Raw genomic sequence first — 13,634 nt, forward strand, 5'->3', positions numbered from 1 at the left:
CCCTCCCGGTCTCGTCGTTAGCTCAAACTGCCCTCTGACGGATTCCTCGCCGATAGGGTCCCTGGCATGTCCCTGGTCCAGCCTTCGAGCCGTCGAGACGGCTTTCCTGATGCCCCTGACGTGCTCTTCGTCTACGGCACGCTCCAGTTCGATGCCGTCCTCAAAGGCTTGTTGGGACGGGTACCGGCCAGTACCCCCACCTCAGCGCCGGAGTGGCGCGCTGCCGCGCTCGAAGGCCGGGTCTATCCCGGTCTCGTTGCCGCGCCCGGCGCCACGGCGGCCGGTCTGTTGCTCACCGACCTGACCAACCAGGAATGGAGGTTGCTCGACGCATTCGAGGACGACCAGTACGACCTGCGGGAGGTCTCGCTCACGACCGGCAAGCGTGGGTTGGCCTACATCTGGCCCGACGTGGAGGTCCGGCCCGAGAACTGGGATTCAGCCGAATTCAAGGAGCTGCATCTTCCGGCGTACGCCGCGCGGTGCGCCCGGATCGGCCCGAGGTTGGCCGCAGGCGAGGCTAAGGGCGAGTAGGCCAGCGTCAGGCAGTGGAGGCCTTCTGCCTCACGCCCGCCCCCCCACTTCGCCGACGCGTCCGCGAAGCAGTAAGAGCACAGCGGGTTCTCTGGGGTTGGCGCTGTGGCGCGAGCTCGTTGGGTGGCCGTTCGTGCAGATCGGCGTGGGGATAGCTCACCGTACCGGTTGCAACAGGTGTGGCGGGATCGCTGAATCGAGGGATGCATGTTTCTCGGGAACGGTTCTCGTTCGAGAGCTGGCGCCTGGCGGAGAGACGGGGTGCCAGCTCTCGGCGAGGATCTTGGTGCGGTCCGGCGTGCCGGTCGCCGCTCGATGCCGCTCATCGGGTCGCGTCGATCCAGCCCTGGCACTGTCGGCGATCGCCCTTGCGCGCTATGGACATTCGCGACGAATGACTCGCTCATCCCGATCGCAACGTAGGGGCGACTGATCCCGTCTATCAACGTTGATGCAGCAGGCTGGTTGGCGGGGGATCATCGGTCTACCGAAGTTCGAAGGTAGAGACCGTGAGCCACAGGGGCGAGGATGAGCAGCTTTCCACAACAGGGGCAGCCACCGGCGCGGCGTAGAGGTAGTCGGCCGGACCTTGAGTTCCGGCCCGTGCGCAACGGGATGGACTACCTCCTCAGCGCAGTACAGCACCTGACGGAAGGGCAGCAGCCGCCCGCCGATCGGGACCTGAAGTACGCGGTCCTGCACTTGCACGCTGCGACCGAGGTGCTGCTCAAAGCGCGCCTCGTTCGTGACCACTGGAGCCTTGTCATCACTGACCTGCGCAAAATGACCGAGGCGAAGTTCCATGCGGGTGACTTCAGCAGCGTGACCGTGGAAGCAGCCATGGACCGACTTCGTGACATCGTTGGGCTCGACATCGGCCAGGCAAACCGCACGGCCATCAAAGATCTGACCGGGACGCGAAACGCGTTGACACACTATGGGCACACGGCGCCAGCCTACGCAGTCGAGACCCAGATCACGCGGGTGCTCGGCTTCCTCCTCGACTTCATCCCGGCGCACCTCTACGACCCGCGGTCCACCAGCCAGTTCGGAACCGAGTACCTCACCACTATGGGAGCAATCCGGGAAAGGTTGGGGCGCATCGACTCGTTGGTCAAGGATCGGATGGGTGACGTTCGGGCCGCACTCAAGGGCATGGAGAGGAACACCGTTCTATGCCCGCACTGTCGGCAGTATGCCGTTGCTATCCCGCCAGAAGACCAGAACGTAGGTGAGTGGGGTCTTGCCCCTGAGATCGAGCTGCACTGTCGATTCTGCACTGCGCGGTGGCCAGCAGCGGAACTGGCAGATTTGTACCTGCGCGAGCACGAGCTCGTCGGATACCTGACTCAGTGCCCGTGTAGCGACTCGCAGACCTCGTTGTTCCACACCAACACGGTGATACTGGGTGCCTCGACCCTCGCAGAGCCGGAAGCCTCCATGAGTATCTGCTTCCGATGCGGAGCCAGGGCGTACGTCTCCCTACCGACTGGCCCGTGCAGTTTGTAGGCCTGGAGCCCAGCTGCCCGATACCGGCGTGTCGTCCAGACCTATCCGCGAGCATCCAGGACCACGATCGTGGCCTCGTCCCAGCAGGTGCCACAAGGGTTCCCGTCCGAGCCGCAGATATCGCCGTCTACGACCTCGGGCACCACCGGCGGGTGACCAAGACCGCCGCCAAGAAGACGGCTTCGCGCAAGCCGAGGCGCAGTCCCTGAGCCGCTGCTCTCAGGGGCGGGTGTCGACGTAGCGCACCGCAGCGCCCCGCTTCGCCTGCACTGGCTCCAGGCACCACTGGCAAAGCGGGCATCCACCACGGCCGTACCGCAGGGTCTTCCGGTGGCACACCGCGCAGGGGCCGACCTGGTCACCACTGGACGTCAGCGCCGACGGGTCCGGCTCGGCGATCGGGGGCGCGGGCGTGGCCATCAAGGGTGTCCTGTTCCTCCTGGGCGACGGGCGGCAGTGTCGCACTCGAACGCAGAATAGAACACGGCTACCGGGGCCCTGGTGTCAGTGCCTCGCCGTACCGTGGACCTATGCCCCACTCCCTCCGGCCTCACGGCCAGGTGACCCCTGCCCTCGACCAGGTCAACGACCGCATCCGCCGCCTCATGGACGAGCCCGCCGGGGAGGAGCGCTCTGCGTCGTACGCCGAGCTGCTCGTCGAGTGGGCGGAGGTCTCGCGCGACGACGTCGTGCAGGCCGCATAGACGAGGGCGCCCCGCCCGGTTTCCAGGCCGGTCGGGGCGTCGGGTGTCCGAGCAGCAGCAAGCTAGGGACTCCGTCACCCTACGAACCGGGTCTGACATCGCCCGGCTCCAGACCTGGGTGGGCGGTCCCGTAGTGCTCGGTGATCGCGTCCTCAACACGCTGCCGCAGCGCCTCCGAACGCTCCTGAGCCTGCCGACTGACCGCCTCGCTCACGTCCTCCGAGGTGAGGCCCGCGGGGAGGCGGAGCGGCCCGGGAAGCTCCCGGCCCGGATTCTCCTCATGCCACCAGCCGCACCCGAGCGGGCAGTTCCAGCGCACAGCGCCGGCGTCCGGGTGCCGGGGCCCGTACGGGAACTGTGGGGGCGGGAACAGAGACAGCGCAGGCTGTGGGGGCGGCGGTGCCGTGGCGGCCTTCCACCACTGGCGGACCAACTCCTCCCGAGCCTCCCTCGGCATAGCCGCGAGCGCGGCCTCAACGTCCTCCATCGGGTCTGCCGTCGTCATGCGGGCCAGCATCGCAGGCACGCCAGACAGAGCAGAACGCCCCGGTCGGGAGCGGTGGGCGGGCGTTCGATCAGGGGGACGCGGGGGTCGCGCCCGGCGGGGCGGTCGGCTCCTCCTCGTCCGGCAGGAGCTGCGCGAGCCGGGCATTCGCCAGGTCGACGGCGTCCCGCAGGCTCTCACCGCTGTTCGGATACAGCTCGTGCTCGACACGGGCGAGGCGTTCCTCAATCCCGCTCACGCGCTCCATCACCCCAGCCCGGCCCGGCACACCCGGGCGCTCCACCTCGCCGGCCCAGTCGTCCATGAACTCCTCGACGCGACGGCCGAGGCGGAGGGTCGCGCGGACGCCCCGCCAGACGATGGCGCCGAGCCCGGCGAGGATCGTGACCGCCCCACCCCACACGAGGACCATGTCCAGGGCGGAGACGCCGGTGGTCCCTCCGATGTTCACCCGTCTCTCCCCGCGTCATCCGTGCGCAGCCACGCCGGGAGGAGGGCCTGAACCTGCGGGAGCGCCATGACCCGCGCGAACCCGCCGGCGATCCCCAAGGCCGCGGCGACCCACGGCCACGACTGCGGGATGTCGGCCACGCCTACGATCGCCGGGAGGGCGACGGCCAGGGCGAGAGCCGTCTGCAACACGGTGCGCAGCGCGCGCCTGTTCTCGGTACTCATGAGACTCCCCTCTCAGACGTTCGGGACCTGGAGCGTGTCCCACGTGGTCCGGCCCGGCGGCCACTTCGCGGCCGTGCCGCTGAACCCACACTTCCGCTGCCACGCCTCGTAGGAGTCGACGTCGGCCTGGCCAAGCTCCGGACCGGGGCCGACCTTGTACTGGCCGCACCCCTCCTCGACGAGCCGCTTCCCCATCGCGGTGAAGATCGGCGACTTCTTACCGAGCGCCGGCCGTGACCCGTTCAGGAAGAACGACGCTCCGGGGTACGGCTCGTGCGTCGGCACGCTCGGCTTGCCGCCGCCAGCGCGGGCGACGATTCCCGGGAACACGATCTTCCGGAACTGCGTCACCCGTGCGTCTCCCGGGCACGAGTGCCCGCTCGGGTTCCACTGCGAGAACATCCGGTGATACCCGAACCCCGGGTCATCCCAGGTACGGCACAGGCGGAGCGGGACCGGGTGCTCCTGGTGAACCCAGACGCCGAGCCGGATGAGCATCTCGACCTGCGCATCCGTCCACGGATCGCTGGCCTTACGGTTCGACGCCGACTCCAGCGATATGGCCCCGGTGCCATCCGCCCGCCGGTTCGCGGCAGCGGTGGCATCAGCTCGCGTCTGCGTGCCGATGAACTGGCCGAGGCTCCCGTCATACCCGAGGCCGAAATGACTCTCAAGGTTCGTGCTGTCGCGCCAGTACTCGTACGTCCTCTTGGGCGTCCACGGGGCGGCGATGCTGTGCGCGATGAACTGCGTCGGCCTGATGGCGGGCTGGCCGTCGCTTTCCGGCTGGAGCTCAAACTTCGTTGCGAACGGGCACCAGGACATGGTCAGACCCCCTGCGTGGTGAGAAGTGGGCGGAGGCCTGCTGCGCAGCTGGCGGCCGACTCGCGAAGACGTGGGATGGGCATTACGCGGCCTCGTAGATGGCGAGCTTGAACTCCGCGAGCGTCAGGTTCAGAGAACCGGCGGATGCGTTGTGGGTGACGCGCAACGCGAGCGGAGTCAACGGGTCGACGTAGATGCCGTGACTCTTGGTGAAGAACTGGCCGCCCGGACTCGGGGCGCGATGGTCCGTCGCTGTGGTGTCGTTGGGGGTCGGGGAGCCGAGACTGAGCGGGTCACGCACGTACTGGTCGCGCAGCTCCGTGTACCCCCCGCTCGCGGCCGTGGGGGCCTCCCACTGGATCAGCGCGTACAGGTGGCCCCACCCCGCCCGCGACGGCCAGATCAGGCCCGAGCGCGGATCGTTGTCCCAGTCTGTGACCACGTACCCGTCAGGCTGGACAGCCTGGTGCATCTGGAACCGGTCGGAGGGCTCCTCCGCCCCGAACGGAAATCGGACGATCGTATAGGTGGTGCCCGGCACGATGGGCTGGTTGATGTCCCGCTTGAGGGAACACACCTCCACCCCTGGCGGGGTCGTGGTGACGCTGGTTGGCACGGGGATCAACTCCGGTACGGAGGAGTCTCGCCCGGCCCAAAACCAGCGGCTATCGCACGGAGTCTAACTCTCCGTACACGTCAGCCCTCGGACGCGGGTTCGAGCGGCGCGTAGCCGGACAGCCGGCTCGCGGTCGCTGCGGGAACACCGGCGGCGATGAGCGCCTCGTAGTCGCCCCGCGTGCGGGCCAAGTCCTCCGCCTCAAGCTGGGCGATGTGCTCGGCGTGCTCCGCCTCGAGTTCGGCCAGCCGCCCGCGGTAACGCTCCTCGGGCACGATGCGGCCCGGCCGCGACAGCCGCGGCGGCTCCTCGCCGGTGGTCTCGATGAGGCCGGTCGTGTCGTCCTCGTAGATGACGAAGTGCGTGCTGAGGGGAACGGCGTGCGCGAGGTCTTCGAACGGGGTCGGCATGACGCTCCTTAGAGGCTGATGAGGATGGCGCGCAGGAACACTTGGATCCGGTCGTACGTGGCGCCGCCGCTGCCACGGGACAGGTTGATCGGCAGGTTGACCGTGGTCGACGCGCCCGGCGCGAGCGACGCCGAGAAGCGGTACAGCTTCGTCGTCTGCGTATGGACGTTCGTCATGGCCGAGGAGCCCGTGTTCCGCGTGTAGTACATGTCGTCGCCGTCGTGGCCGTAGCCGGCTCCGGCACCGGCGGGCAGGTCGAAGTCGACGTCGACCTCCCGCTCCACCAGGACGACGGCCGAGCGGCAGAGGTCCGGGTTGGTGATGTCCAGGGAGAACGTGTCGACGACCGTGTCCGCCGACGGCACGGTGAGGTCGGCGTACTGCCGAGACTCGCTGATCTGGAAGTAGTTCACCTGCCCGCGAGGCTCACCGCGCAGCACGCCGTCGGTGCCGCAGACGATGACGCCGCCGGAGGTCTCCGGGTCGCACCCGTACGGCCAGGTCCCCGTAGCCACGGTGAGCGGGGCGCCGCCGGAACCGTCGCCGGTGAGGCCGCATCCGGCGGTCACCGTCGCCGCGCCGGTCGGCACGAACAGCCCGCCGTCGGGCCCGATGGCGAGGTTGTTCCCGGCCTGCCCGGACAGGTCCGCGGTGATGACGCCGGTCGCCTGGTCGTAGTCGATGCCGTCCCCGGCCGAGATGCACGGCCGGACGTCGTCGCACTCCACCAGCGCACTGACGACGTAGGGGTTCGCGGTACTGCCGGAACCGTCGATGGTGACGTTGTCACCGGCAACGACCGAGCAGTTGCACACTCCGCCGCCACATCCGCATCGAGCCAAGATGCCCACACCCCTCGGGGTTGCTTCTCGGCCCGGCCCACAACCAGCAGCGCACCAGCGAGTCTATCGACGGCCGTACGAGCGCCCCGGGCGTCAGCCGTGGAGTTCGACGATCACGATGCCTACGCCGCCTTCCATGCCGACCTCTGAGCCGCCGTACGACAGGCCGCCTCCAGCACCGCCGCCGTACCCGCGCGGCGCGGTCCCCGGGCCTTCCGAGGCTCGCGCGAACCCCCCGTGCCCGAGGTGTGATGAACCCCCCGCGCCGCTCATGCCGTTCGTGCCGTTCAGCCGGATCGCGCCGCCCCCGGCGCCGCCGCCCATCGACCAGTCACCCGTGCCGGCGAACGGGCCCGGCACACCCGACGACACATCGGGCGTCGTGGCGGACGTTTGTGCCGCGCCGCCGCCGTCCCCGCCGGGGGCGGTGACGAACCCGCCGAACGACGAGGTGCCGCCTGCCCCACCGGCCTGGTTCGTCGTCCCGGCGGCCCCGGCCGCCCCGACCACGATCGTCTCCACCGCGCCGAGGCCGGATGCCGCAACGAGTGCCTCGGAGTAGCCGCCGCCCGCTCCCCCCGGCCGGACAATGCACTCGTTCGTGCTCGCGTTCGCGCCGGCCGACCCACCTCCGCCGCCCTGGACCTGGACCTTCACCCGCGCCAACCACGGGTAATCGGCCTTCTCGAACTGGAACGTCCCCGGCTCCTTGAAGGTGAGGATCCGGCGCAAGCCCATGGTCCCCGGCTTGAGACAGAGTTCGCCGTCGTCGTTGACGGTGAAGTACGTATCGCATACACAAACTGCGGCCACTCGACACCCCGGTACGGAGAGAGATCGGCGGCCCGGCCCACAACCAGCGGCACCCCAGCAGGTTAGCCGCGCGTCAGGAAACGGCGGTCGCCGTCAGGTGCACGAACAGGCCGGGCCCGGCGGGGTCGGTGACGCCGTGTCCGCGCTTCGGCCGGGTGCGCCACACCCGTACGACCGCGCACGTCTCCGTGACTTCCTCCAGGGCCACGGTCACCGTGCGGTCGCCGCCGGGCTCCGGGTCCACGGGCAGCGCCGTAAGGACGGGCGGCAGCGCGTACGGGGCCGGGAACATCCAGCGGGCGCGGCCGTCGTCGCCGGTCGTGACGATGGCGGCCGTCGTGGACCGGCCGGGCGGTCCCTCCGGTCCTCGCTCCCCCGGCGACCCCGCCTCACCCGCAGGCGGATCCCCCGCCGGGGCGCGGCGCCCAGTGCTCCTGGTCGTCGTCCTCGTGCGCCGGTCGAGGTCCCGCAGCATGCCCCCGAGGGGGTTGCCGGGCATCCGCCGCATCGCTCCGCCACGCATCGCCATCAGCCGGCCTCCGCCCCGGTCGCCGCCACCTGGACCTGCACGCTCTCCGAGCCGGGCGTGGACTCCGTTCCGCCGTCCTCGTGCACCTTCACGCCGGTGATCTTCAGCCGCTGCGTGATGGTCCGGCACGTCGTCGCGCTCGTGATGTCCAGACACCAGCCGGGCACGAGCTTGGGCACGTCGACCGCCGCGTCTGGGCTCAGCGTGACCTGCTGGGTGTCGATGAACACCGGCACCGGCAGGCTCGACCGCAGCTTCGAGCGGGCGGCTGCCGTCGCCGACGCGTCATCAGGGATAGACGTCTGCTCCAGGTAGCGTTCCAACAGCCCGTAGTAGGCGTCCGATCCGCCGGACATGCCGAGCACGTCGCCGTCATCGTCCCCGGCGACAACCCACCGCGTGGCGAGCGATGTCCCGTCCTCGGCGACGACCAGGCCGTCAGGCATGTCCGCGTCCGTGAGGCGGCCGACGACAGCGGTGTGCGTCTCCGGCAAGAGCAGGATCGTCGAGCCGACCGCCGTGTAGTCGAGGCCGGTCTCCGCGAGGTCCCGCAGGTGATCGCCAGTCTGCCCCACGTCCTTGATGTACCGGCGGGCGCCGCGCACCTTCGCGGCGGCGATCACCTGCACCGTGTGCCCGGGGTCGTCGGGGGCGAACCCGTCCTCGATCAGCCACTGCCCGATGGTCGTGAGGTCGGAGTCGCCGAACGTGATCGAGTTGTGCGGGACCCGCCGGTCGAGCCACGCCAGGATGTCACCGGCCCAGATCTCCACCTTCCCCAACGACCACTCCACCTGGAGGATCGGGCCCTCCCACACGAACTCGCCGTCGCGGTAGATTACGAGCTTGTGCCGCCACGAGCGGACACGCCCCAGCCGTTCGCAGCAGTTCCCGTCAGGGTTGATGACGACACGGGCCGCCGAAGTGTCGTCGAGGAGCCGGTTCCACTCCACCTCGGTCAGCACGTCGACGCCGGACACCGTCCCGCCGGCCCGGTCGATGATGACCGCCTGATGGGTGCCGCACCCTGCGACCGCCATGTCAGTACCCCCGCCCGGACACAGACACGGTGACCACAGCATCCGAGGAGGGCGGGTTGGCGACGTCCGACTCGATGCACACGCAGTACGAGGCGCACGTGAACGCCGTGAACACCGGCGGTGCCCCCTCGCGGCCGTACACGTCCGCCGAGGACTCGCACACCCCGCCGCACTCGACCAGCGCCCGGCCGGTCTGCCCGTCCAGCGTCAGCGCGCCCCCGGCGGGCACGTACTTGATGACGTACACGCTGTGCGGGGCGCAGCGGGACCGGCCGGCGATCTCCTCGCAAGTCAGGGCGGCGTCGCCGGGCTGCCGCTCGTAGAACGAGATCGTCAGGTTCCGCAGGTCGCTGCTCCCCGCCCGCACGGTGATCATCGGCACGTCGACGGACCAGCCGGGCCGGTCACTGAGGTCCATCTCGTAGCAGTCGCGTTCGACGGCGAGCGGGACGCAGAAGCAGGTGTCCGGCGCCGTGGGCACGGGCGGCGACGGCGGCAGACACGCCGGATCGGAGCATGAGGCGGTGGGGTCCGGGCACGCGGCGAGACGGCATCCTCCTTCACAGCCCGGCTCGCTGGAGCCGTGGAGGCACCAGGTGATGCACTCGGTGCCGTCGTCCACGGGCGGGGCGACCTCCATGACCGGGATCGGGTCGGTCCACAGCCACGGCGTGCCCGCGGTGAGAACGAACTCCACGGTGACGATGTCCGCGCCGACGCTGCATTCACCGGCCGTGCAGCCGTCACCGTGTCGGGCGGTCACCGTCGGCCCGGACACGAGCGCCACGCGGCGGATGCTGCGCCGGTGCCGGGCGTTGAACGTCTCCACGTCCATGTCCTCGCCGGGACAGCAGTTGTAGAGCGTGAGACAGTCCCCGTCGCACTGGCCGCTCGTGCACCCCTCAAGAACCTCGCCCAGCCAGTGAAGGCCGTAGTCGACCGCGCAGCACGTCGCGCCGAGGAGAAGCCCGGTCACGGTGATCGTGCGCGGCATGACCCGGGCCGGGCCGATCGAGCCGCCGCCGGTGACCGCGTTCGTCACCGCCCTGCGTACGGGCCGTTCGTCCAGGCCCTCCACGGACAGCACCATCAGCCCGGCGAAGTCCTCGGATTCCGGCACGTCGGGGTCGTACCAGGGCGCGCCGTCCTCCTCCGGGGTCGAGTACGGCAGATCCCCGACGAGTTCGGCGTCGAACGTCGGGCACGAGCAGCCGCTGGCCGACGTCAGCGGCGACCCGACCGAGGTCAGATACGTCTCCAGCCGAGCATGGTTGGCGACCTCAACCCCGCCCAGGGCGAGGTACCAGTCAAGCGCCATCAGATCAGTCCCCCTGCGAGCGCGAGCCGGTTCGCCACACGGTGCGCCGTCATCTGCCCATCGCCGACCTCGTTGATCGTGAAGTTGTTGTTGATCACGGCCCCGCCCCCGGCGGACCCGCTGGCCTTGCCTCCACCGCCGCCGCCGAGCAGCTCCAGCAGGCCGGACTCCTCGGCGAGCTGCCGGGCACGCTGGGGCTTGGTCAACGGAATGATCACCTCGGGCCCGGCCTCGCCGACGAGGCCGACGACCGGCGACGTCACGATCCCGCCGTCCGCGAACGGCAGCACGCTGCGCACCGAACTGGGCAGCCCGGACTTGATCTTCGAGACGATCCGCGAGCCGATGTCGCCGAGGCTGCCGACGATCCGGCCCGGCAGCGTCGAGAAGAGACTGACGATGCCGGAGATCAGGCTCGACACGGCGCTGCTCGCCGAGCCGGCCGCGCTCCGGAAGACGCCGGCGATCCGCGAGCCGACAGAGGAGAGCGCCGAACCGATCCGGCCCGGCAGCGCCGAGAAGAACGACACGACCGAGGAGCCGAGCGCGCGGGCCGCGCCGAGCGCGCTCGTGCCCGCCGACCGGAACAGGGCCGCGACACGGCCTGGCAGCGCGGACAGCGCCGCCCCGATACGGCCCGGCAGTGCGGAGAAGAACGCCACGGCCGTGGAGATGAACGACGAGATCGCCGAGACGGTCGACGTGAACGCAGACCGGAACGCCCCCGCGATCGAGGACCCGAGCGAGGCGAGCGCCGTCCCGATCCGGCCCGGCAGCTCGGTGAAGGTGAAGATGATCGCGGCGAGCGCTGTGAGCAGCACGATCCCGAGCGCCGCCATGGCGTTGACGAAGAAGTCGATCAGCAGGCCGGGTAGCGCCGCGAGCCCCGTCATGATCATGCCGGGCAGCGAGGTGAAGAAGGTGACGACGGCCTGGAAGCCGGTCGTGATCCACGTCGTGACGGTCGTGACCAGGCCCGTGAAGAACGTGGAGATCGTCGTGCCGAGCGTCGTCAGCGCGGTGACGATCAGGGTCGGCAGATTCATCACGAACGCGACCGCGCCCGTCAGGGCGGAGACCAGTCCGGTGATGACGCCGACGACGGCCTGAATGACCGGGATGACGAGGTTGATCTGTACCCACGCCCCGAACGCCGCGGCGACCTGCAACACCGGTCCGAGGAGTTGCAGCATCTGCACGACGAGCGGGGCGAGCCCTGCGACGAGCTGAACGACCGACGGGACCAGCGGCAGGAGCGCCTGGAGGATCGCGTCGAACGCCGCAACCATCTGCGGCAGGATCGGAAGGAGCGCGTCCGCGAGTGCCTGGTAGACCGGGACGAGCGCGGTCGCCACCTGGACGAGGGTGTCGGCCAGCGTCGACAGGACCGGGGCCAGCCGCTGGAAAAGCTGGGCGATGGCCTGCCCGACTCCGGCCGCGAGCGGCTGCATCGCCGTGGCCAGCGTCGTGAACGCCGTCGCGATCTGCGGCAGGACCGGCATGAGCGCGCCGACCAGGGCCTGAATGATCGGCGCGAACAGCGTCGCGAGGTTCTCAAGAACCGGCGCGAGCATCTGCGCGACGGCCGCCACCAGCTGACCGACCAGCGGCAGGAGCGGGGCCAGCGCGGAGATGACGGACCCGATGGAGGATCCGAGCGGCCCGAGGGCGGGACCGATGGCGGCGAAGGCCTCCGCGAGCGCGGTCGCGACCTCTTGAAGGCTCGGTGCGATCGCCGCCAGGGCGGGGCCGAGGGAGTTGATCAGCCCGGTGAGGGCGGGCCCGAGCGCGGCGAAGACGGGCGCCAGGGCTGGCGCGATGGCGCCGACCTGCGTGACGAGCGCGGAGAGGATCGGCCCGAGCTGCGCGGCGACGGTCGCCAGCGTCGAGAAGATGTTCCCGACCGCAGTCTGGCCGGTGGCCGAGTTGACGAACTCGGCGAACGCGCCCGTGACGCGCTGGAGGTTCGCCAGGAACCCCGACCCCGAGGCGCCCGCCGCCTCGAAAACGCCGGACAGGATCGAGCCGACGTTGCCGAGGACGCCGCCGAGCTGCCCGAGCGTGGTGACGGCCTGGTCCACCCACCGGACGGCGTCGCCTCCGCGCGCAGCCTCCTGGAGGAACGTCCCGAACCGTGCAGCTGCACCCGAGATGGCGCCACCGAGGCGCGCCCCGAAGGCCTCGCTGACCGCGCCGCCGATCTCAAGGAAGCCCTTGACGACCTCCCCGACCTGCGTGCCGAGTCCGGCGAGAACGGACGACGTGCCAGCGAAGACGCTGTTGATCGCCGCGATGGAGCGCTGCGCCTGGATCGCCTCCAGGGCGTTGCCGGCGATGACGCCCCACTGCGAGGCAATGGACGTCAGCCCGCGGTTGAGCGGCCCGCTCAGCGCCGCAGCAACCTGGGTGATCTCCCCCTCGAAGACCCGGAAGAACGAGTCCTGGACGGCGTTCCGCAGCTCCTCGAACGCGGGCTTGAGCGCCCGCACCTCCCGGGCTGCCGCCTGCGCCGCCGGGGAGAGGTTCTCCAGGCTCTTGGTGAACTCCGCGCCACTGCCGGTCAGCGCAGCCTCGAAGGCGTCCGAGACACCCATCAGGGCAAGGCGGAGCCCGCCCAACGCGGCCTGATAGCCGAGGACTACGGCCGGGAAAGCGGCGATGAGCCCGGCCGCCGGGGCGAGCGCCGCCGTCAGCGCTACGACGCCTTGCGCCGCGCCCGCCGCGGCGATGCCGATCGCACCGATCCGCAGAAGACCGGTCAGCGCCGAACCGACCCGGCCCGCGATGCCCGACAGCCCGGACAAGGCCCGGGCGAACCGGTCGCTGTCGACGTCGGCGTTGACGCGAACAGTGACGTCCGGCGCGTTGTGCGCCCGGATCCGCGCGTCGAAACCGTCGAGGTCCGGGACGACCCGGATCGCGACCTCTTCCCCGGCGAGCAGCGCGCGGAGCCGCTCGACGAACCCCGTCAGGTCAGGGGCGACAGGGATGTTGATGGACTCCAGCGAGCGGAGCCCGGCGAGGAACCGTGCGTCGAACCGGCGAAGGTCCGGCTCGACGCGGACCGTGACAGCGGCAGCGTCAAGGCCCCTCTGGATGTTGCGGCGTATCTGGGCGCCGATGCCGCGCGTCGCGCGGTCGAGGGCCCGCTGAATCCGGATGCCGACGTCGCGGGCATCAGCGACCGCATCCGCCTCGTCCAGGACGATGGTGATGCGAGCGGACCCGTAGTCCTCGTCCTCGCCGGCCACGGGGCAACCTCACGAAGTGCGTGATGTTGCCCGGCCCAAAACCAGCGGCGATGCGGCCCACCC

15 protein-coding genes are annotated in these 13,634 nt (G+C 70.1%); 3 read left to right on the plus strand and 12 right to left on the minus strand.

Annotated elements, in window-relative coordinates; all coding sequences use genetic code 11:
* The first annotated feature begins 66 nt into the window (after nt 1-66).
* From OG272_RS15510 to OG272_RS15520, 3 genes are all read left to right on the plus strand, one after another.
* On the plus strand, nt 67-534 hold the full coding sequence (locus tag OG272_RS15510; protein WP_405893661.1) for a gamma-glutamylcyclotransferase family protein: 468 nt from the start codon (nt 67-69) through the stop codon (nt 532-534).
* Nucleotides 535-1,137: 603 nt separating this feature from the next.
* Entirely contained in the window at nt 1,138-2,043 is a 906-nt protein-coding gene (locus tag OG272_RS15515) for a hypothetical protein (protein ID WP_405893662.1), read from the plus strand.
* A gap of 530 nt (nt 2,044-2,573) precedes the next feature.
* Nucleotides 2,574-2,747, plus strand: a complete 174-nt coding sequence (locus OG272_RS15520) for a hypothetical protein (RefSeq protein WP_405893663.1) — start codon at nt 2,574-2,576, stop codon at nt 2,745-2,747.
* A 79-nt stretch (nt 2,748-2,826) separates the two neighbouring features.
* Here the strand turns inward: OG272_RS15520 and OG272_RS15525 are convergent, their stop codons facing one another.
* The 12 genes from OG272_RS15525 to OG272_RS15580 all read right to left on the minus strand — a co-directional run bounded on the left by OG272_RS15525 (nt 2,827) and on the right by OG272_RS15580 (nt 13,571).
* Entirely contained in the window at nt 2,827-3,252 is a 426-nt protein-coding gene (locus tag OG272_RS15525; protein ID WP_405893664.1) for a hypothetical protein, read from the minus strand.
* A gap of 70 nt (nt 3,253-3,322) precedes the next feature.
* On the minus strand, nt 3,323-3,703 hold the full coding sequence (locus OG272_RS15530) for a hypothetical protein (protein ID WP_405893665.1): 381 nt from the start codon (nt 3,701-3,703) through the stop codon (nt 3,323-3,325).
* Nucleotides 3,700-3,927 carry a hypothetical protein gene (locus OG272_RS15535; protein ID WP_327346012.1) on the minus strand — a complete coding sequence of 76 codons (228 nt, stop codon included), beginning with the start codon at nt 3,925-3,927 and terminating at the stop codon, nt 3,700-3,702. The genes OG272_RS15530 and OG272_RS15535 overlap by 4 nt, the downstream gene beginning before the upstream one ends.
* Nucleotides 3,928-3,939: 12 nt before the next feature.
* On the minus strand, nt 3,940-4,752 hold the full coding sequence (locus tag OG272_RS15540; RefSeq protein WP_405893668.1) for a peptidoglycan-binding protein: 813 nt from the start codon (nt 4,750-4,752) through the stop codon (nt 3,940-3,942).
* Nucleotides 4,753-4,834: 82 nt separating this feature from the next.
* Nucleotides 4,835-5,368 carry a hypothetical protein gene (locus OG272_RS15545; protein WP_405893670.1) on the minus strand — a complete coding sequence of 178 codons (534 nt, stop codon included), beginning with the start codon at nt 5,366-5,368 and terminating at the stop codon, nt 4,835-4,837.
* An 80-nt stretch (nt 5,369-5,448) separates the two neighbouring features.
* Complete coding sequence (locus tag OG272_RS15550; RefSeq protein ID WP_405893671.1) at nt 5,449-5,778, minus strand: hypothetical protein; 330 nt, start codon at nt 5,776-5,778, stop codon at nt 5,449-5,451.
* An 8-nt stretch (nt 5,779-5,786) separates the two neighbouring features.
* A complete protein-coding gene (locus tag OG272_RS15555) occupies nt 5,787-6,593 on the minus strand; it encodes a hypothetical protein (RefSeq protein ID WP_405893673.1) in 807 nt (268 codons plus the stop codon).
* A gap of 120 nt (nt 6,594-6,713) precedes the next feature.
* Nucleotides 6,714-7,433 carry a hypothetical protein gene (locus OG272_RS15560; protein WP_405893674.1) on the minus strand — a complete coding sequence of 240 codons (720 nt, stop codon included), beginning with the start codon at nt 7,431-7,433 and terminating at the stop codon, nt 6,714-6,716.
* Between the two features lie 73 nt (nt 7,434-7,506).
* Complete coding sequence (locus OG272_RS15565) at nt 7,507-7,962, minus strand: hypothetical protein (RefSeq protein WP_405893676.1); 456 nt, start codon at nt 7,960-7,962, stop codon at nt 7,507-7,509.
* Nucleotides 7,962-9,002 carry a hypothetical protein gene (locus tag OG272_RS15570; protein ID WP_405893677.1) on the minus strand — a complete coding sequence of 347 codons (1,041 nt, stop codon included), beginning with the start codon at nt 9,000-9,002 and terminating at the stop codon, nt 7,962-7,964. Before OG272_RS15570 ends, OG272_RS15565 begins: the two co-directional genes overlap by 1 nt.
* A 1-nt stretch (nt 9,003) precedes the next feature.
* On the minus strand, nt 9,004-10,320 hold the full coding sequence (locus tag OG272_RS15575; protein ID WP_405893679.1) for a hypothetical protein: 1,317 nt from the start codon (nt 10,318-10,320) through the stop codon (nt 9,004-9,006).
* Entirely contained in the window at nt 10,320-13,571 is a 3,252-nt protein-coding gene (locus OG272_RS15580) for a hypothetical protein (RefSeq protein ID WP_405893680.1), read from the minus strand. The genes OG272_RS15575 and OG272_RS15580 overlap by 1 nt, the downstream gene beginning before the upstream one ends.
* Nucleotides 13,572-13,634 lie beyond the last annotated feature (63 nt).

This window comes from Streptomyces sp. NBC_00104, assembly GCF_045160825.1.
In the GTDB taxonomy this organism is placed as follows: Bacteria; Actinomycetota; Actinomycetes; order Streptomycetales; family Streptomycetaceae; genus Streptomyces.